Source organism: Streptomyces sp. NPDC101181, from assembly GCF_044767975.1.
Lineage (GTDB): Bacteria > Actinomycetota > Actinomycetes > Streptomycetales > Streptomycetaceae > Streptomyces.
Window position 1 is genome coordinate 40,507 of sequence record NZ_JBIWOX010000014.1, and the last position, 17,924, is coordinate 58,430.

Below are 17,924 nucleotides of genomic sequence, written 5' to 3' on the forward strand. Positions count from 1 at the left end.
TGTCCCACGCCACAAGATGCCTACGTCACTCTTTCGAGACCTTCACATGATCGGCTCAGGCGGCGTCCTCATCGGCCGGTGTACACGGATCGTCTGTTACGCCGCCTTCACGCACTCCGACAGTATCCGACCTCATTCCGGTGCCCGACTGGGGTGCGGGTGTGGTCGGGGTGCCGCTCGGGCAGCCCGGCCCGGTCGGGCCGGGCGTGGGGCTCGGGCCGGGCGTGGGACCCGTAGGCCCGGGGGTCGGTGCGGGATCGGTCGGGCTCGGGTCGGGGTCGGTCGGGCCAGGGGTGGTGGGGGTCGGAGTGCCGGGGGCGGAGGGGCTCGGGCCCGGTGATGCCGTCTCGGCCGGCCCCGGTGCCGTGGGCCCCGGCCGCGTGGGCGTGGGGCTCGGCGGGCGGGTGGGGCGCGGGCCGACGACGATACCGCCGTCGCCCTTGCCGGGCTTCGCGGCGGTGCCGGGGACGACCGGACCCACGGGGCGCCGGGGACCGCCCGGACCCGCGGACGCGGGGACGACACCCCGGCCGTCGGTGACCGGGTGAGTGCCCTCCCGGTAGAACTCCAGCCAGGACAGCACGGTCCGCAGATAGGCGGCGGAGCGGTTGTAGCTAAGGATCGCCCGGTCCAGGTCGGCGCGGCGGCTCAGATCGCGGGGCCCCGCGCAGAGGTAGTGCCCGGCGGCGAGCGCCGCGTCCCAGACGTTGTGCGGGTCCTTGCGGCCGTCGCCGTCGCCGTCCGCGCCCCAGGCCGCCCAGGTGGCGGGGATGAACTGCATCGGCCCGACAGCCCGGTCGTAGGTCCGGTCGCCGTCGTAGGCCCCGTCGTCGGTGTCCCGGATCAGGGCGAAGCCTCTTCCGTCGAGCGCGGGCCCGAGGATCGGGGCGAGGGTGGTCCCGCGCGCGTCGACCCGGCCGCCGGACGCCTGCCCGGACTCCACCTTCCCGATCGCGGCGAGCAGGTGCCACGACAGCCGGCACCCCGGGTCGCTGCGGCCCACCGCGCTCTCGGCCCGGCGGTAGGCGGCCAGGACGGTGGCCGGGATGCCCGCGTCGGCCCACGCCCGCACGGCCACCGGACCGGGCCGTACGTCCGCCGTCCGGGCTCCCGGCGGCGGCTTCGGGCCGCGCAGGGGCGGCAGTTCGGTGTGGTAGGCGTCGTCGCCCGGCACCTCGGACCACACCACGTCCGGAGAGGTGGCCGCCGTCCTCTCCTGGCGGGGCACGGGCGGGGCGGATCCCGGCGCCTGGGACGCGGTGAGCGCGGCCATCGCGGCCACGGCGGCGGCCGTGGTGGTGAACCGGCGGCGGGCCGGTCGCTGGAACCTCATCTGTGCTCCCCTTCTCCCCCGTGGGCCGGGGCCCGTCTCACCGGGTGAACGTGTCGATGGCGGCGATCAGCCAGGTGTCCCCACGCCGCACGGCGTCCACCGCGAACATGGCCGCCGCGTACGTGGTCTCCTCGTCCTTACCGGTACGGGTGTTGCGCTGGTCGGCGAAGACCAGCAGCCGGGCCCGGTCGCCGTCGAGGAACTCCACCCCGCTCTCGGTGACGGTGGTGGTGAGGACGAGCTTCTGCCGCGGGGCCTGCTCCCGGACCTCGGCGAGCATGTCCTGGTGCTGGCGCACCGCCCGGCCGGTGAGGTAGGTGTCCGCCGCCCGCTCGGACCGGGCGGGCGAGGCGTAGTCGTACGAGAACACCGCGTCGACCGCCTCCGTGATCCGGCCCTTCGCCTCACTGGTGCGGCCGATGTCGGTGAGCGCGGCGTTCTGCCGGGCGGGCTCCTCGCGGAGGTCCGCCGCCGAGACGAACGCCTGGACCGCGAAGGCCCCCAGCAGGACGGTGAGCACCCCCAGTACGACGGGCAGTGCGGCCCGGGTACGACGGGGACGGCGACGCGGACCGGGCTCCGGGGCCGGGGGCGGGTCGTCGGCCGGAGGCTCCTCGCGTCGGGTCCCGTCCGGCCGTGCCGCCTCCGCTCGAAGGCCGTCGGCCCGGGGGGTGTCCGTCGGCGCGGTAGGCGGGCCGGTGGCCGCGTCCGCGTCGGTCGCCGTCGTACGGGGTGGGGCCGCCGCGAGCCGGCGGCGGCGGTTGACCAGGTGGCGGGTGGTCGGCATGGGGCGGGTCCTTCCGGGGAACGGTGGGTGCGCGAAGGGGCCGGGTCAGTCGGCCGTGCCGCCGACGGGCGCCTGTCCGAGCGCGCTGAGCTTCCAGCCCGACGCGGTCCGGGTGAGGCCGCCGAGCAACCGGCTTTCCTTCACCGCCGGTTCGCCCTTCGGTGCGGTCACGGTGACCCGCAGCGCCACCATCACCGCCGCCCGGCCCGCCCGTCGGTCGAGTTCGGTCACCGCCCCGGAGAGGACCTTCGCGGTGCTGACGGTCTTCGCCTCGGCGATCTGCCGCGCGAACGCGTCGCGCCCGTCGACGAGTTGACGGTGAAGGTCGCCGGTGGTGGACGCCTCCCAGCTGTCGAGCCCCTTCTCGAGCGAGCGGTGGTCCAGGGTGTTCATGTTCTGCACCGCCTGCTCCCCCGCCGCCAGCGCGTCGTCCCGCGCCTGGGCGAAGGCGGCCGCGTCGTCGTGTGCGGCGTCGTAGCGCTGCCAGCCGCCCAGACCGGCGGCCACGGCCGCGCAGAGAGCCAGCGCCGCCGCGACGGCCGTCAGCGGACCACGCCTGCCTGCCCGGCGCCGCTCCCCCGCCGTGTCCTGACTTCTCGTCATGTACCGCTCCTTTGCGGTCATCCCGTTTCTCGCCATGTGCTCGCCCTGTCCCTCCCGCATCCGCCGCACCGCCGGGGTGCGTCCACGCTTCCCGGCCGCTGTCACAGGGCGCCGATCCCGACGATCCGCCAGCGCCCGTCGCGCAGTTCGGCGGTGATGGCGAGCTGGGCGGTCGCCGTCGTGGCGGCGCGGCCCCGGCGCTCGTAGACCTGGTCGAGGAAGACCAGGAGGCGGGCGCTGCTGTCGGTCAGCCGGATGACCCCGGCCCGGACCACCTGGGTGGTGAGCGTCAGCTTCTGGTCGGCGGACTGCCGCTCGACCTGCCCGAACAGCGCCGCGTACTGCTGGAGGGCCTTGCCCGCCAGCACCTCGGCGGCCGCTGCCTTGGCGACGGCGGTGGAGTCGGGGCCGTAACTGAAGACCCTGCCGAGCGCGTTGCTGACGTCGCCCGTGACCCGCGCGGTCGCCTCCGTGTCAGTGAGCGCGAGGTTGGCGGTCGCCGGGGTGTCGTGGAGCCGGCGCCCCTCGATGTGCAGGGCCGCACCCGTGACCAGGAGCGCGAGGGCCAGGAGGATGCCGAGGGCGCGGGGCCACCGGCGGTGGGGGGCGTCGTCCGGCTCGGAGCCGTCCGGGTGGCCGCCCTCCGGCGCGTCATCCGCCAGGCCGGGCCGCTCCTCCCGCGTGCCCTCCGCCTCCGTGGAACTTTCCACAAGGCCGGCCTCGCCGGTCGGGGTCGCTTCGCCGGTCGGGGTCGTCGCTTCCGCGGTCTCCGGGGCCGCGCCTGTCGCCGCTGCCGCGTCCGTGGTCGTGCCGTTGTCCGTCATGACCGCTTCCCCCCGCCGGTTCATCGCCCACCGCCCGGCCCGATCGCGGTCAGCGCCTTGACCTTCCAGCCGTCGCCGGTCCGGGCGAGGGCCGCCCCGAACCGCTTGCGCTGGGTGCCCGCCGCACCGGTGCGCGGGGTGACCTCGACGTCGACGGTCGCGATGAGTTCGGCCGTGCCGGTGCGCTCGTCCAGTGCGGTGAGCGCGGCGGCGGTGACCTTGCCCCGGGCGGTGTCACCCGCCGTCGTGAGGGTCCTGGCGTCGGCCTTCGCGGTCCGCTTCAGCTCGTCGTGCAGCGCTCCGGTGGAGGCGTCGAGCCAGCCGCGGAGCCCGGCGTCCACCCGTGTGCCGTCCGTGCCGTCCAGGGTGTTCAGCGTCGTCAGGTGCCGTCTGCCCTCGGCGAGGGCCGCGTCACGGGCCTTCGCGTAGGACAGGGAGCGGTCCTCGCGCGCCTGGTGGTAGGACCAGGCGCCGAGAGAGCAGAGCAGCGCGGCCACCAGCAGGGCGGCCCAGCCCGCGGCGTACCGGCGTCTCGGGGTCATGAGCCGCCTCCCAGGCCGAGCAGCCCGGCCATGCCGTCCGCCGGGGGCGGGGTGGCGGGGGTCCCGCCGCCGGTGCCGGGCAGCCGCGTCGTGTTCGGTACGACCGGTTCGGGAACCGGCCCGCCCCTGGGGGCGTTGGCGCTGCCCCGGACGTTGATGCCGGTGCCGGGCGACGAGGTGCACCGGGCCGCGGTGTTGACGGCGGGCCCGGCGGAGGTGTCGAGGCCGTTGCGGTAGAGGGTGCCTCCGTATCCGGCCGTGCAGGGCAGCGGTTCGAAGAAGGTGACGGACATGCCGAACCGGGCGCCGTCGGCGTCGACCGCGCTCGCCCCGGCGGCGGCGACGGCGGGGAGCTTCACGAGGAGTTCCTCCAGTCCGCGCTGGCGGGTGACGGCGACCTCGGACGTGGTGAGGAGGTTGGCGACGACGACGCCGAAGGCCGGGTCGAGGTCGCGCAGGAGTCCGCTGATCTGGGTGGCGGCGTCCGGGGTGGCCGCGATGAGGCGGCGCAGGTCGGCGTCGGACCCCTTGAGTTCGGCGGCCAGTTCCGCGGCCCCCGAGGCGAACCCCTTGAGGGCGCGGCCCTGTTCGGCCTGGGTGCGGAGCACGCGTTCCCCGTCGGCGATCAGCTTCGTGGTGACCGGCAGGGCCCGGTCGGCGGCCTGGACGAAGTCGCCCCCGGTGTCCAGCAGGACCTGGAGGTCCTCGCCCCGCCCCTCGAAGGCCGCCCCGAACTCCTCGACCACGGTGCGCAGGCTCTCCGGGTCGACGGACCTCGCGAGGGCGTCGACGCTGCTGAGGACGGTGGTCGGAGGTGCGGGGACGGTGGTGTCGGCCGCGTCGATGACCGAGCCGTCGCCGAGGAAGGGGCCGTCCCGGCGGGTCGGGCGCAGGTCGATGTACTGCTCGCCGACCGCCGAGAGGTTCGCGACGACGGCGGTGAGGCTGTCGGGGACCGGCGGGGCGTCCTTCTCGATGCGCAGGTGGGCCTCGACCCCGTCGTCGGTCAGTTCGATCGGGCCGACCCGGCCGATGGAGACCCCCCGGTAGGTCACGTCGGAGTGGGTGTACAGGCCGCCGGTCTGCGGGAGCTGGACCGTGACGGTGTAGTACCCGCGCACTCCGGCGTACGGTCCGAGACCGGCGTAGCGCACGCCCAGGTAGCCGAGGGCCAGTACGGCGACGACCAGGAAGGCGAGGTTCTTGAGGTGGACGGCACGGGTGATCACGGCGTCGCCCCCTTCCCGGTTCCGGGAGCCTTCGGGTTCCCGGACGCGTCCGGTGGGCGTGCGGTGCCGGACACGGCGGGCAGCGGCAGGGGCAGCGGGAGGCCGCCCCGGGCCGCCGGGCCGTCGGCCCCGCCCGTTCCCCCGCCGTCGTCCGGGGGCTGCGGGATGCCGGGGTCGCCGGGGGTGAGGGCGGGGATGATCCGCGTGCCGGGCAGGGCCGTGACGTCCAGGTAGACGTTGAGGTAGTCGCCCTTGACCCCGCGCAGCACCTCGTCCGTGAAGGGGTAGGTCAGCAGCACCTGGAGGGAGTCGGGGAGGTCCTGGCCGGAGTCGGCGAGGGCCTTGAGGGTGGGGGCGAGGGCCTTGAGGTCGGCGATCATGTCGGCTTTGCTCCGGTTGACCGTGTCGACGGCCACGGTGGAGAGGGTGTCGAGGGAGCGCAGCATGGTCAGCAGGGAGCCGCGCTGCCTCTCCAGGACCTTCAGGCCGGGGCTGAGCCCGGTGAGGACGGTCCCGACGTCCCGTTCACGGGTGGCGAGGGTGGCGGAGAGCCGGTTGACGCCGTCGAGGGCCTGGGTGATGGCTCTCTTGTTGGCGTCGAGGTCGGTCACCAGGGTGTCGACCCGGCGGAGCACGGAGCGGATCTGTGGTTCCTGGCCCGCGAGTGCCTTGTTCAGCTCGGTGGTGATGGTCCTGAGCTGGGCGACGCCGCCCCCGTTGAGGAGCAGGGACAGGGCTCCGAGGACCTCTTCGACCTCGGGGTTGCGGTTGGTGCGGGAGAGCGGGATGCGGCCGCCCGCCGCCAGTGAGCCGCGCGCGGTGCCTTCGGGGGGTGGGGCGAGCTGGATGAACTTCTCGCCGAGCAGGCTGGACTGTTCGAGGCGGGCGTAGGCGTTGGCGGGGAGCTCGACCTTCCCGTTGACGCGCAGGGTCACCCGGGCGCGCCAGCCGTCCGGGGCGAGGTCGATCCCGGTGACGCGCCCCACGGCCACGTCGTTGACCTTGACCGAGGACTGCGGGGCCAGACTGAGGACGTCGTCGAACTCGGCGGTGACCTCGTAGGGCCGGTCGCCGAGGTCGGCACCGCCGGGCAGCGGGATCTGCTCGATGCCGGTGAGGGCGGGGGCGTCGGGGCGGACCACCACCAGGGCGATCAGCGCACCGGTGGCGAGCAGGGCGGTGGCCGTGACGGCCGCCCGTACGGCGGTGGTGCGGCGGGTGTCCTCGTTCATCGCCGGGCCCCCTTCTCCTCGCCGGGCCGCGCGCCGGCCCGGTCCTCGCGCTGCTTCTCCGGGGTGCCGTAGACGGTGCCGACCTCCGGCAGCGGCAGGGCGGGCAACGCCTTGCGGCGGGCCGCGTCGACCGGTGCGAGACCGTCGAGCCGTCCGCTCGCGGAGGCTCCGGGGTCGACGAGCGGTCCGCCCATGGACAGCTCGTTGAGGTTGGCGCGCCCGTTGAGGGTGCGGTGGGCCGGGTCGTAGGCGTTCAGCGCGTTGCCCGCGGCGAGCGGCAGGGTGTCCATCGCCTCGGCGATCGAGGCGCGCTGGTCGGCCAGGGCCTGGGTGAGGGGGACGAGGGCGTCGACGTTCTTCTTCAGCGCGCCCCGGTTCTGGGCGATGAAGGTCTTGACCTGGCCGAGGGCGGTGCCCAGTTCGCGCAGGGCGGCGCTGAGGTTCTTCTTGTCGTCGGCGAGGAACGTGGTGACGGAGTTGAGCTGCTGCTCGGCGGTGCGGACGTCGCCGTCGTTGTCCTTGAGCATGGTGGTGAAGGACTGGAGGTGGGTCAGGGTGTCGAAGAGGTCGCCGCTGCTGCGGTCGAGGGTCCTGGTGGCCTTGCCGAACTGTTCGAGGGAGTCCCCGATGGCCTTGCCGTTGCCGTCGAGGTTCTTCGCCCCGGTGTCCAGCAGCCGGGCCAGCGCGCCGTCGGCGTTGGCTCCGTCCGGGCCGAGCGCGGTGGACAGCCGGGTGATGGAGGCGTAGAGCTCGTCCACCTCGACGGGGGTGGCGTTGCGGGCGGCGGGCAGCACCGCTCCGTCGTCGAGCCGCGGCCCGCCGTCGTAGGCGGGGGCGAGCTGGATGTAGCGGTCGGCGACGAGGCTGGGGGCGACGACGACAGCGTGGGCGTCCTGGGGCACCCTGATCCCCCGGTCCAGCCGCAGGACGACCTTCACCTCCTCGCCCCGGGGTTCGACGGAGTCGACTCTCCCGGCCCGGACGCCGAGGATGCGCAGGTCGGACCCGGCGTATACGCCGGTGACCCGGTCGAAGTAGGCGGTGACGGTGGTCTTCCCGTCCTCCTTCAGGGCGTTCGCTCCGGTGGCGGCCACGACCGCGACGAGGCCGAGTCCGGCGGTGATACCGACGATGCGGGTGCGTCTCATGTCAGCGGCCCCCTCGCTGCCGGGGCGGCAGGCATCCGGTCGCCGGGGGCGTCCCGGCGGGGAGGTAGTTCTTCGGCACGACGCCGCAGACGTAGGTGTCGAACCAGCGTCCGTTGCCGAGGGTGTTGCCGACGAGGCGGCTGTAGGAGCCGGTCAGGGCGAGCACCTTGTCCAGGCTCGCGCGGTTCTTCACCAGGACGGCGGTGACCCGGCCGAGCGCGTCCAGGGTCGGCTTGAGCTGTTTCCGGTTGTCCTGGACGAGCCCGGTGAGCTGGGTGCCGAGGTCGCGGGTGCCGGTCAGCAGCAGGTGGATGGAGTCGCGGCGGGCCTGGATCTCGCCGAGCAGCAGGTTGCCGTCCTCCAGAAGCGTTTCGAAGCTGCCCTTCTTCCCGGCGAGGGTCTTGCTGAGCCGTTCGCTGTTGCGGAGCAGCGCGGCGAGCTGGGCGTCGCGTTCGGAGACCGTACGGGAGAGGGCGGAGAGTCCGTCGGCGGCGCTGCGGACGTGGGGCGGGGAGTTCTTGAACGCGGCGGAGATCGCCTCGAAGCTCTTGGCGAGGCGGCCGGTGTCGATCTCCTCGATGGTCTCCCCGAGCCCGTTGAACGCCTGGGTGACGTCGTACGGGGAGGTGGTGCGGCTCGCCGCGATCCGGGTGCCCGGGTCCTGGGGCGCGTCGCCGAGGGGGTCGACGGCGAGGTACTTGTCGCCGAGCAGCGTCTTGACGGCGATGCCGACGGTGGAGGAGTCACCGATCCAGGCGTCCTCGACCCGGAAGTCGACCCGGACCTTCGCGCCGTCGAGCGAGACTCCGGTGACGTCGCCGACCTTCACTCCGGCGATCCGCACCTCGTCGCCCTCGGTGAGTCCGGCGGATTCGGTGAAGTCGGCGCTGTAGCCGGTGCCGTGGCCGACGAAGGGCAGGGCGTCGGAGCGCCAGGCGGCGAGGGCGAGGAGGGCCAGGACGAGGAGTCCGACGATGCCGACGGCGACCGGGTCGCGTTCCCGGACGGGGGTGAGGCTCATGCCAGGCACCTCGGCTGGGTGATCGCGATGCCGGTGGGCGGCGGGCTGCCGTCGTCGTGGGTGACGCCGCTGACCCGGGCTTCGCAGAGGTAGAGGTTGAGCCACGATCCGTAGGAGGTCAGCCTGCCGACGGCGGCCATCTTGTCCGGGGTCTTGTCGAGGAAGTTCTCGATCTGCGGGGTCCCCTTCTCCAACTGTCCGCTGAGTCGCCCGAGCTGGCGGATGGAGTCCTTGAGGGGGCGGCGGCCGTCCTCGAGGAGGCCCGCGGTGACCGTGGTGAGCGCGCCCATGGCCGTGACGGCCTCGCCGAGGGGTTCGCGGTCGCCGGAGAAGCCGGTGACGAGCTTCTGGAGGGTGACGACCAGGTCGTCGAACCCGGCTTCCCGGTCGTTGACCGTCCTGAGCACCGTGTTGAGGTTGCTGATCACCTCACCGATGACCTTGTCCTTGGCCGCGACGGTGGTGGTGAGCGAACCGACGTGGCGCAGCAGGGAGTCGACGGTCCCGCCCTCGCCCTGGAGGACCTGGACGATGGATCCGGCGAGCTGGTTGACGTCGGGTGGGGAGAGTCCCTCGAACAGCGGCTGGAAGCCGTTGAAGAGCTGCGTGAGGTCGAGCGCCGGGGTGGTCCGGGAGAGCGGGATGGTGTCGCCGGGTGCGAAGGACCGGCCGACGGGTCCGGCGCTCCGGTCGAGGTCGACGTAGCGCTGTCCGACCATGTTGAGGTACTTGATGGACGCCGTCACCGAGGCGGGCAGCTCCCGCCCCTTCCGTACGCCGAAGGTGACCTCCGCGACCCGTCTCTCGGCGACCCGCACCGACTCGACCCGGCCGACCTTCACCCCGGCGATCCGGACGCTGTCGCCGGGGATGAGCCCGGTGGCGTCGGTGAACCGCGCCCGGTACGTGGTGGTGTCGCCCACGCCCGTGTTCGCGACGGAGAGCCCGAGGACGGTGGTGGCCAGTACGGTGACGACGATGAAGACGAGGGACTTGGTGAGAGGGCCCGCGAGCGAGCGGCGTGTCATCGGAGCCTCACCTCCGTGCCCCGGAAGGCCGGGCCGATGAGGACGCTGCTCCAGTCGGGCAGGGCGGCGGGCCCGGTCTTCAGCGAGGGAGCGACCAGTTCGTTCACGAGACGTGACTCCTGGGGCGAGTTGGGCAGCCCGAGCGCCGTGCTGGTGCCCGTGTCCGGGCCGGGGCGCGCGGGCGGTGCGGTGACGTCGGCGCTCCGGCCGCGCGTGTCGGCGGTCGGCGCGCCCTGTCCGGTGTACGGGACGGAGTAGCAGCGCGGTCCGCCGGTGGCGTCGTAGACCGGGGTGTCGCGGCCGGGGACGTACTTCCCCCGCGAGGGGACGGGCTGGACGGACACGTGGAGTCCCGGCCGGCCGGTTCCCTTGCCGAGGGCCTTGTCCATGGCGGGCACGAATCCGGCCAGGGTGCGCAGGGTGCAGGGGTAGGAGTCGGCGTAGGCGGCGAGGAGTTCGAGGGTCGGGCGGCCGGAGGCGGACAGCCGGATGAGGTGGTCCTTGTTCGCCCGCAGGAAGGCGGTGGCGTCCCGCGCGGTGGCGGTGGCCGCCCCGTAGAGCCCGGCGAGCCGGGCCTCCTGGTCGGCGAGGGTGGAGCTGGTGGTGGTCGCGTCGGTCAGCGCGTCCAGGACGTCCGGGGCGGCGTCCGCGTACACCCTGCTGACCTTGACGAGTTCCCTGATGTCGGCGTTGAGGGTCGGGAGTTGGGGGTTGAACTTCTTCAGGTGGCTGTCCAGCGTCACCAGGGTCTCGCCGAGCCGCTCGCCGCGCCCCGCGAGGGCCTGGGAGACGGCGTTGAGCGTCGCGGCGAGCTTCTCGGGTTTCACGGCGGTGAGCAGCGGGAGCACGTTGTCCAGGACCTGTTCCAGCTCGATGGCGTTGCTGGAGCGGTCCTGCGGGATGACCGCCCCGGCCCGCAGCGCGGTGCCGGAGGGGACGCGGGGCGGGACGAGGGCGACGAACCGCTGGCCGAAGAGGGTGGTGGGCAGCATCTGTGCGGTGACGTCGGCGGGGACGCGGCCGATCCGGTCCCGGTCGATGGCGAGGGTCAGACGGGCGCCCGCCCCGTCGGCGGCGATGGCCCGGACCTGGCCGATGACGACGCCGCGCAGCTTCACGTCGGCGTTCTCGTGCATCTCGTTGCCGACCGGGCCGGTGCGCACGGTGACGGTCGCGTCGTCGGTGAAGTCCTTGTCGTAGACCGCGACGGACACCCACACCAGCACGGCGGGCACCAGCAGGAAGACGGCTCCGGAGAGCCGTCGGCGTACGGCGTCGGCGGTGTTCCCCCTGCGCATCAGCCCGCCACCTTCACCGTCGTCGTGGCGCCCCAGATGGCGAGCGAGAGGAAGAAGTCGGTGACGCTGATCAGGACGATCGCGTTGCGCACCGACCGGCCGACGGCCACGCCGACCCCGGCCGGCCCGCCGGTGGCGCGGAAGCCGTAGTAGCAGTGGGCGAGGATCACCAGCACGCTGAAGACCAGCACCTTGAGCGCCGACAGCAGGACGTCGTCGGGTGAGAGGAAGAGGTTGAAGTAGTGGTCGTAGGTGCCCGCCGACTGGCCGTTGAACAGGATGGTGATGGAGCGGGAGGCGAGGTAGGAGGAGAGCAGCCCGATCGCGTACAGCGGGATGATCGCGACCACTCCCGCGATGATCCGGGTGGTGACGAGGTAGGGCACGGAGCGCACACCCATGGCCTCCAGGGCGTCGACCTCCTCGTTGATCCGCATCGCGCCGAGCTGGGCGGTGAAGCCCGCGCCGACCGTGGCGGAGAGCGCGAGTCCGGCGACCAGGGGGGCGATCTCGCGGGTGTTGAAGTAGGCGGAGACGAAGCCGGTGAAGGCGGAGGTGCCGATCTGGTTGAGCGCCGCGTACCCCTGAAGGCCGACGACCGTTCCGGTGAACAGGGTCATGGCGACCATCACGCCGACGGTGCCGCCGATGATCCCGAGCCCCCCGCTGCCGAACGCGACCTCGGCCAGCAGCCGTTGCACCTCGCGCGGATAGCGGCGCAGGGTGCGGGGAACCCACAGCAGGGCCTTGACGTAGAAGGTGAGCTGGTCGCCCGCCCGGTCCAGGGCGCTGAGGACAGCCATCCGCCTCAGCTCCCCTTCGCGGGGACGATCTGGAGGTAGATCGCCGTGAGGACCATGTTGACGAAGAACAGCAGCATGAAGGTGATGACGACGGACTGGTTGACCGCGTCGCCGACGCCCTTGGGGCCGCCGCGCGGATTGAGGCCGCGGTGGGCGGCGACGATGCCCGCGATGAAGCCGAAGATCAGCGCCTTGAACTCGCTGATGTACAGGTCGGGCAGCTGGGCGAGGGCGGAGAAGCTCGCCAGGTACGCGCCCGGGGTGCCGTTCTGCATGATGACGTTGAAGAAGTAGCCGCCGAGCGTGCCGACCACCGAGATCAGCCCGTTGAGCAGGACGGCGACCAGCATCGTGGCGAGCACCCGGGGCACGACGAGGCGCTGGACCGGGGAGACGCCCATGACCTCCATCGCGTCCAGTTCCTCGCGGATCTTGCGGGAGCCGAGGTCGGCGCAGATCGCGCTGCCCGCCGCGCCGGAGATGAGCAGCGCCACGATGATCGGGCTGGCCTGCTGGATCACGGCGAGGACGCTGGCGCCGCCGGTGAACGACTGGGCGCCGAGCTGCTGGGTGAGCGAGCCGACCTGGAGGGCGATGACCGCGCCGAACGGGATGGAGACGAGGGCGGCGGGCAGGATGGTGACGCTCGCGACGAACCAGAACTGCTCCACGAACTCCCGCGCCTGGAACGGCCGGCGGAAGACGGCCCGGGTCACGGCGGCGGCGAGCGCGAAGAGTTTCCCGCTCTCCCGGAGCGGGGCGAGCAGCCGGGACGGGCGCCGCCGCGCGGGGGCCTTGTCCGGGGAGGTTCCGTCGGAGGCGGCCGTGGTCGGGGAGTCCGACGAGGGTCTTCCCGGCGGCTCGGGCGGCCGCACCGGCATCGGGGCGGTCACGCGCGCACCCCTCCCGCCGCCGGGGCGTAGCTGTCGAGGATCGCCGTACGGGCGGCCTCCGGCAGCTGGCCCAGCATCGACATGACCCGCTCGCGGCGGCGCAGCGCCCCCTGGCGTGCGGGCATCCCGGGCGAGGGCTCCAGCTGCGCGACGACGGTGCGGGGCACGGGGTGCGGGGAGAGGGCGCCGTGCCGCTGCTCGGCGGCGAGGGTCGCGGCGTCCTTCTCCTCGGACATGCCGATGGGGCCTTCGCGGCGCCCGGCGAGGAACTGCGATACGACCGGAGTGTCGCTGGTGAGCAGCACCTCGCGGGGACCGAAGGTGACAAGGTTGCGGCGGAACAGCATGCCCATGTTGTCGGGGACGGTCGCCGCGATGTCGAGGTTGTGGGTGACGATGAGCATCGTCGCGTCGATCTGGGCGTTGAGGTCGATGAGCAGCTGCGAGAGGTAGGCGGTGCGGACCGGGTCGAGGCCGGAGTCCGGTTCGTCGCAGAGGATGATCTGCGGGTCCAGGACCAGTGCGCGGGCCAGGCCCGCGCGCTTGCGCATTCCGCCGGATATCTCGCCCGGCAGCTTTTCCTCGGCGCCCAGGAGCCCGACGACGTCGATCCGCTCCATGACGATACGGCGGATCTCGGACTCCTTCTTCCGGGTGTGCTCGCGCAGCGGGAAGGCGATGTTGTCGAAGAGCGACATCGAGCCGAAGAGCGCCCCGTCCTGGAACATGAGGCCGAAGAGTTTCCGGGTCTCCATGATGTCGCGTTCCGGACTGTTCACCATGTCGACACCGTCGATGAGGACGCTCCCCTGTTCCGGCTTCAGCAGTCCGATGACGGATTTCAGGAAGACGGTCTTTCCGGTGCCGGAAGGACCGAGCATGACACTCACTTCACCGGCGGGCAGGGTGAGAGTGACGTCCTGCCAGATGTTCTGCTCTCCGAAGGACTTCGTCAGGCCCTCGACGACTACTTCGATTCCCATCGGGCCTCCCTCGAACGTGGTGGTGGACGGGGTCGTCGTCGGCTCCCCGGCACGGCGGGAAGGCGCTGCGGACCGGCACGCCAGGGACGCTACGGTCCGGTAACCTGGCCGCGCAATACTGCGTACGGATTTTCCTCGACGTTCCTTCACGACCGGCCGCCACTTGTTACCGAGTGAGTAATTCCGGCGCCAAACCTGTCGAATGACGATGAGTTGTCCGGCTCGGCGAGCAGCTCGACGAGAGAAAAGGGAAGGGCCCTTCCGGTCCCGGTGGGGACGGAAGGGCCCTTTCTCCGTTCGCTGCGGACGACAGTGGCTCGTCCGGTCATTTCACCGTTCGGGATCCGGCGCCCTCGGCGGGCAGTCCGGGCCCTCCGGATTGGTCGCGACGCACAGCGGCGCCTGCGTCATCTTCGTGTAGTTGTCGGCCTTGCTCCCGACGCTGGAGACGGCCGCGGTGAAGACCGGGTCGAGGTCCTCACCGACGCCGCATCCCTCGAAGGGCGGGATGCGCGCGTATCCGGTCAGACTTCCGCCGTACGCCACGAGATAGCCCGCGGGGGGATAGCTCTGGCCGTATCCGCGCAGCACCTGCTCGAAGGGGCGTTCCGTGCGGCAGTCGGGTCCGACGTCCAGCGGCACCCCGTTCACCTCGACATCGGAGAGCCGCAGGGAGAGCTGGGCGGTGACCGTCGTCTCCTCCGGGTAGGTCGGCGTGTTGGTGACCGTGTGGGTGTGGATCGCGGCCGGGGGCCCCACCTGCTCCAGCGTCATCGTCGCGGTGGTCGGCATGAAGCCGAAGCTGAGGAACGTGGCCTTCGCCGGAGGCAGTTGACGCCGCCCCTGGTAGTCGAAGTCCACCTCGGAGGTGACGTCCACCGTCGAGGCGCAGGAGTCGTTGATGTAGCGCTTGTTGAGCACCACCTTCATGAACGCGGGCCCCAGCGCCGCCGCCCCGTCCAGCTTCACGGCGTTGGCGTAACCGGCGGCGTAGGTCTCGGCGGTGGTCATCACCAGCTCGGGCGGGATCTCGATCGGGCAGCTGCCCGGGTCGTCGTCGGCAAGCGCCGCGCGCCGCTCCTCGGTGAGGGCGTCGATCTTCTCCCGGGCGGTGGGCGGCAGCCCGTCGGCCGGAGGGTGTGGCCTCGGGGGTGTGGTGGGGTCGCTCCCGGTGGGGGCCGGGTCCGGGGACGGGGCGGGGGCGGTCGGCTCCGGATCGCCGGTGACGGTGATGGTGGCCAGGGCCCGCGCCTCGCCCGGCAGCGGATCACACCGGACGTCGAGCCCCGGGGGCGAGGTCGGCTCGCCCCCGTCGCGGAACGAGGACAGGGAGAGCTGGAGAGCCGCCGGTGTCAGGGTGGCCGGTCCGGCCGTGCCGAAGGAGACCGTCGGCACGTCACCGGTGGCGGTCAGCGTGAGACCGCCCTCCTGCGGGAGTGCCGTCGCGGGGGCGTTCAGGTCCTGCCAGGAGGCGTCGGCGGTCCGGTCACCCACGGCGGCGCGTACGGTGAGGCGGGCGGCGGCCGACAGCGTGGCCGCTTCCAGTCCGGTGAACCGGGTGAGTGCGGACGACTCCAACTCCACGTCCAAGGAGACGTGTTCGGGCCGGATCTCCTCGCCCGTACGGACGGACGTGGGCAGCACCGCCGAGACGAGGACCGCCACCTCCTCGGGCCCGGAGGGCAGGGCGCAGGAGTAGCGGAGGCCGACCTCCGAGGTCTGTTCGGCCGCCGCGGACTCGGCGCCCGGGATGAGCGCGGTGGCGACGAGCAGCGTCGCGCCCACGGCCCAGTGGATCGGCCGTCCGGCCGCGGCACGTAGGTCAACGGTCATACGGATGGGTCCTTCCGGCGCACGTGTGCCCTGGGCGGGATGACGCGGTGAGCGGTGCCGCTTCTCGGTGACGGTCCGGGGAGGGGGCGGACGCCGGTACGACCGGTACCGTACGCACGGCTGAGGGCGCCTGGGAAGGGCCACGATCCCCAACACCCGTGCGGAGGAAGGACTTTGGCAGCCGATGACAATTTGCCGTCGGCGACTTGTCCTCCGGTGCGCGGATCTCCCGCCCCGCCCGTCCGGGACCGCGTACGCGACCGACCCCGGGAGCCCGTCGGCGAACCGGCCGGGCACCGGGGTCGGTCGGGGATCGTCAGCGCCGACGGGTCACCCGCTGATCACCGGGGACTTCCCCGAGGCGGTGTTCACGATGGTGTACAGGCCCTGGAAGCTGGCGGTGGCGCCGACGATGCCGCAGCCTCCGCCGACCTTGTTGGCGATGGTCAGGGTGAGCCCGCCGCCCGCCGTGTTCAGCGTGCCGTTGCTGCCCCCGGCGCTCGGGTTGTTGTACTTGGCGGCGACCTTGCCGGTCACGTCGAAGGTGCAGGGGCCCAGGAGGCTGCTGCCGGTCACCTTCGCCTTGATGGTTCTGATCTCGCCGGTCGTCTGGCCGGTGGAGTTGGTGCCCGCGCCCGCCGCGTAGTCCAGGCCCCAGATCTGCCAGGGGGGTGTGGTGGACACCGTCCAGGTCGAGCTGAAGGGCCCGGTGCACGGCGAGTTGAAGGAGATCGCCGAGATGGACGCGAGCTGGGCCGGGCTGCCGGCGACCGGGGACGTCGGTGCCGAGCCGGACGCCGCGGAGGAGGCGCACTGGATCTTGTTGCCGTTGTTGTCGGTCAGGACGGTCACGCCGGAGCTGCCGGTGAAGTTGCCCGTCGGTGTGATCTTCCAGCTGGTCGGCGCGGCGACGGCCGAGGGGGCGGCGAGGACGACGGATGCGGCGACGGCACCGATGGCGGTGAGGACTCCGGTTCGCTTGAACATGGGGATACTCCCTTTTCTCATCCCGTAGGGGATGCGGCTGAGGATGACTGGAGTGGCGCTGGTGCGGTGCTGGAACAGTTGCGGAGCAAAGGGGTGCCTGTGCTCCGGTGGGGGCTCTGTGTCGGGCCGGGGCCGGGAAGAGGTGCCGGAAGCGGGCTCCGGGAGCTCTGGTCGAGGGATCGCGGGGGCTCGGGTGCGCGGGTTCCGGGGGCTCGGGTGCGCGGGTTCCGGGAGGCGGGACGCCTGAGGCGCGAGGGCCCGGCGCCCTCCTCCCCTCCCGCCCCGTCCTCGTGGCTGGCGCCGGGCTATCGCCGGGCCGAGTGCCAGAATTCCGCCAGCTTCCGGCCCTCGTTCGGCGCGAGGCTCGCGGGGTCGTAGGGGCTGCCGAAGTACGTCGTGGTGTCGTCGAGCGTCACGCTGTTCTTTCCGGCGGCGGAGGGCAGACCGGTCTTGAGATTCACCGCCCAGTCCAGGAGTCCGGCCCCGCAACCGCTTGCCCCCGGCACCGCGAAAGCGGCGTCGCCCTGGTCGGCGCCGTCGAAGGTGTAGCGCCCCATCTCGCCTTCGTCGTCCCGGGTGCCGTCCGCCGCGAATCGCTGGAGCGAGAGGCTCGGGGCCGTGAGATTCGCGGGCCGGAGAAGGACCGGATCGGCGGAGGTGCCGATGAAGCACTTGTCACCCAGGAACGGATTCCTGAGGTGGATGCGGACCGGGATGGTGAGAATGGGCTCGCCGGTGGAGAAAGCGGCGTTGATACGGAAGTCGCGGGGTGCGCCGGCCGGCTGGATGGTGGCCGTCACGCGGTTGAGGTTATTGTCCGTCAGCTGACGGCAGATGGCGGAGACGAGGGGAATGTTGCTGGGGCACATCAGCCCGAGCAGTCCGCCCGGAATCTCGGCCGGGTCGGCGGTGAGCGCTCCGTCCGCCGGAGCCACCAGGGAGGTGGTGCCGTCGCCGCGCTGGATGACACCGAGTTGCAGATCGGTGGTGCCGGTGGTCACCCGGGTGTTGCCCAGGGTGATCGATCCGGCGGCGGAACCGGAGGCGACGCAGGTCGCGATGGCGTTGACGCCGTCCGCGGCCAGCATGGCGGGCGCGTCGACCGGGCAGCGGTCGAACGGCGCCCAGTCCCCGTTCAGTTGTGGGGCGGCGGCGGCCGAGCCCGTGGAGAGCAGAGCGCTGAAGGCCGTGAACGCCCCGAGCATCGCTGCGCGGGTTCGCCTGGAAACGGGTCTCATGTCGTCCCCTCTGTCGGCCGCCGTGGCGCGGCCTGTGCACGGAATTGGTCCGGTTCCGCGACGCGTGCCCTTCACGGCGGTGGCGTCGGCGGTGACGGGGCCTCATGTCGGCCCGGGAGCGGAGGATCGGGGCGTCAGATTT

At 72.5% G+C, this 17,924-nt stretch carries 17 protein-coding genes; all 17 read right to left on the minus strand.

The genetic code is table 11. The features are described 5' to 3' along the window. Positions 1–55 precede the first annotated feature (55 nt). Positions 56–1,333: a lytic transglycosylase domain-containing protein gene (locus ACIRRU_RS20810; RefSeq protein ID WP_403682588.1), complete on the minus strand. Its 1,278-nt coding sequence runs from the start codon at positions 1,331–1,333 to the stop codon at positions 56–58. A gap of 37 nt (positions 1,334–1,370) precedes the next feature. Further along, positions 1,371–2,120, minus strand: a complete 750-nt coding sequence (locus tag ACIRRU_RS20815) for a hypothetical protein (RefSeq protein WP_403682589.1) — start codon at positions 2,118–2,120, stop codon at positions 1,371–1,373. A 45-nt stretch (positions 2,121–2,165) separates the two neighbouring features. Next, positions 2,166–2,723: a hypothetical protein gene (locus ACIRRU_RS20820; protein WP_403682591.1), complete on the minus strand. Its 558-nt coding sequence runs from the start codon at positions 2,721–2,723 to the stop codon at positions 2,166–2,168. Between the two features lie 101 nt (positions 2,724–2,824). Beyond that, positions 2,825–3,547, minus strand: coding sequence for a hypothetical protein (locus tag ACIRRU_RS20825; RefSeq protein WP_403682593.1), 723 nt, complete (start codon positions 3,545–3,547; stop codon positions 2,825–2,827). 20 nt (positions 3,548–3,567) lie between these two features. Beyond that, a complete protein-coding gene (locus tag ACIRRU_RS20830; protein ID WP_403682595.1) occupies positions 3,568–4,089 on the minus strand; it encodes a hypothetical protein in 522 nt (173 codons plus the stop codon). After that, positions 4,086–5,318, minus strand: coding sequence for an MCE family protein (locus ACIRRU_RS20835; RefSeq protein ID WP_403682596.1), 1,233 nt, complete (start codon positions 5,316–5,318; stop codon positions 4,086–4,088). Before ACIRRU_RS20835 ends, ACIRRU_RS20830 begins: the two co-directional genes overlap by 4 nt. Next, positions 5,315–6,550: an MCE family protein gene (locus ACIRRU_RS20840; RefSeq protein ID WP_403682598.1), complete on the minus strand. Its 1,236-nt coding sequence runs from the start codon at positions 6,548–6,550 to the stop codon at positions 5,315–5,317. The genes ACIRRU_RS20835 and ACIRRU_RS20840 overlap by 4 nt, the downstream gene beginning before the upstream one ends. Then, positions 6,547–7,698, minus strand: a complete 1,152-nt coding sequence (locus tag ACIRRU_RS20845) for an MCE family protein (RefSeq protein ID WP_403682601.1) — start codon at positions 7,696–7,698, stop codon at positions 6,547–6,549. The genes ACIRRU_RS20840 and ACIRRU_RS20845 overlap by 4 nt, the downstream gene beginning before the upstream one ends. 1 nt (position 7,699) lies before the next feature. Next, a complete protein-coding gene (locus ACIRRU_RS20850) occupies positions 7,700–8,719 on the minus strand; it encodes an MCE family protein (protein WP_403682603.1) in 1,020 nt (339 codons plus the stop codon). Continuing rightward, positions 8,716–9,747, minus strand: coding sequence for an MCE family protein (locus tag ACIRRU_RS20855; RefSeq protein WP_363200144.1), 1,032 nt, complete (start codon positions 9,745–9,747; stop codon positions 8,716–8,718). The genes ACIRRU_RS20850 and ACIRRU_RS20855 overlap by 4 nt, the downstream gene beginning before the upstream one ends. Next, entirely contained in the window at positions 9,744–11,045 is a 1,302-nt protein-coding gene (locus tag ACIRRU_RS20860) for an MCE family protein (protein ID WP_403682607.1), read from the minus strand. Before ACIRRU_RS20860 ends, ACIRRU_RS20855 begins: the two co-directional genes overlap by 4 nt. Beyond that, entirely contained in the window at positions 11,045–11,848 is an 804-nt protein-coding gene (locus ACIRRU_RS20865) for an MlaE family ABC transporter permease (protein WP_403682609.1), read from the minus strand. Before ACIRRU_RS20865 ends, ACIRRU_RS20860 begins: the two co-directional genes overlap by 1 nt. 5 nt (positions 11,849–11,853) lie before the next feature. After that, positions 11,854–12,741 (minus strand): MlaE family ABC transporter permease, encoded by an 888-nt coding sequence (locus tag ACIRRU_RS20870; RefSeq protein WP_403682612.1) that lies wholly within the window; start codon positions 12,739–12,741, stop codon positions 11,854–11,856. Beyond that, entirely contained in the window at positions 12,738–13,724 is a 987-nt protein-coding gene (locus ACIRRU_RS20875; RefSeq protein ID WP_403682615.1) for an ABC transporter ATP-binding protein, read from the minus strand. Before ACIRRU_RS20875 ends, ACIRRU_RS20870 begins: the two co-directional genes overlap by 4 nt. Before the next feature lie 330 nt (positions 13,725–14,054). Then, entirely contained in the window at positions 14,055–15,557 is a 1,503-nt protein-coding gene (locus tag ACIRRU_RS20880; RefSeq protein ID WP_403682618.1) for a DUF6801 domain-containing protein, read from the minus strand. A gap of 330 nt (positions 15,558–15,887) precedes the next feature. Then, entirely contained in the window at positions 15,888–16,544 is a 657-nt protein-coding gene (locus tag ACIRRU_RS20885) for a hypothetical protein (protein ID WP_363200150.1), read from the minus strand. 305 nt (positions 16,545–16,849) lie between these two features. Continuing rightward, entirely contained in the window at positions 16,850–17,782 is a 933-nt protein-coding gene (locus tag ACIRRU_RS20890; RefSeq protein WP_403682621.1) for a hypothetical protein, read from the minus strand. Positions 17,783–17,924 lie beyond the last annotated feature (142 nt).

Bases quoted from the DNA above. Each gene is read 5' to 3' on its own strand.
- ACIRRU_RS20845 (WP_403682601.1), bottom strand. From the start codon at position 7,698: ATGAGACGCACCCGCATCGTCGGTATCACCGCCGGACTCGGCCTCGTC.
- ACIRRU_RS20810 (WP_403682588.1), bottom strand. From the start codon at position 1,333: ATGAGGTTCCAGCGACCGGCCCGCCGCCGGTTCACCACCACGGCCGCC.
- ACIRRU_RS20855 (WP_363200144.1), bottom strand. From the start codon at position 9,747: ATGACACGCCGCTCGCTCGCGGGCCCTCTCACCAAGTCCCTCGTCTTC.
- ACIRRU_RS20820 (WP_403682591.1), bottom strand. From the start codon at position 2,723: ATGACGAGAAGTCAGGACACGGCGGGGGAGCGGCGCCGGGCAGGCAGG.
- ACIRRU_RS20830 (WP_403682595.1), bottom strand. From the start codon at position 4,089: ATGACCCCGAGACGCCGGTACGCCGCGGGCTGGGCCGCCCTGCTGGTG.
- ACIRRU_RS20865 (WP_403682609.1), bottom strand. From the start codon at position 11,848: ATGGCTGTCCTCAGCGCCCTGGACCGGGCGGGCGACCAGCTCACCTTC.
- ACIRRU_RS20840 (WP_403682598.1), bottom strand. From the start codon at position 6,550: ATGAACGAGGACACCCGCCGCACCACCGCCGTACGGGCGGCCGTCACG.
- ACIRRU_RS20825 (WP_403682593.1), bottom strand. From the start codon at position 3,547: ATGACGGACAACGGCACGACCACGGACGCGGCAGCGGCGACAGGCGCG.
- ACIRRU_RS20875 (WP_403682615.1), bottom strand. From the start codon at position 13,724: ATGGGAATCGAAGTAGTCGTCGAGGGCCTGACGAAGTCCTTCGGAGAG.
- ACIRRU_RS20885 (WP_363200150.1), bottom strand. From the start codon at position 16,544: ATGTTCAAGCGAACCGGAGTCCTCACCGCCATCGGTGCCGTCGCCGCA.
- ACIRRU_RS20850 (WP_403682603.1), bottom strand. From the start codon at position 8,719: ATGAGCCTCACCCCCGTCCGGGAACGCGACCCGGTCGCCGTCGGCATC.
- ACIRRU_RS20880 (WP_403682618.1), bottom strand. From the start codon at position 15,557: ATGACCGTTGACCTACGTGCCGCGGCCGGACGGCCGATCCACTGGGCC.
- ACIRRU_RS20815 (WP_403682589.1), bottom strand. From the start codon at position 2,120: ATGCCGACCACCCGCCACCTGGTCAACCGCCGCCGCCGGCTCGCGGCG.
- ACIRRU_RS20890 (WP_403682621.1), bottom strand. From the start codon at position 17,782: ATGAGACCCGTTTCCAGGCGAACCCGCGCAGCGATGCTCGGGGCGTTC.
- ACIRRU_RS20860 (WP_403682607.1), bottom strand. From the start codon at position 11,045: ATGCGCAGGGGGAACACCGCCGACGCCGTACGCCGACGGCTCTCCGGA.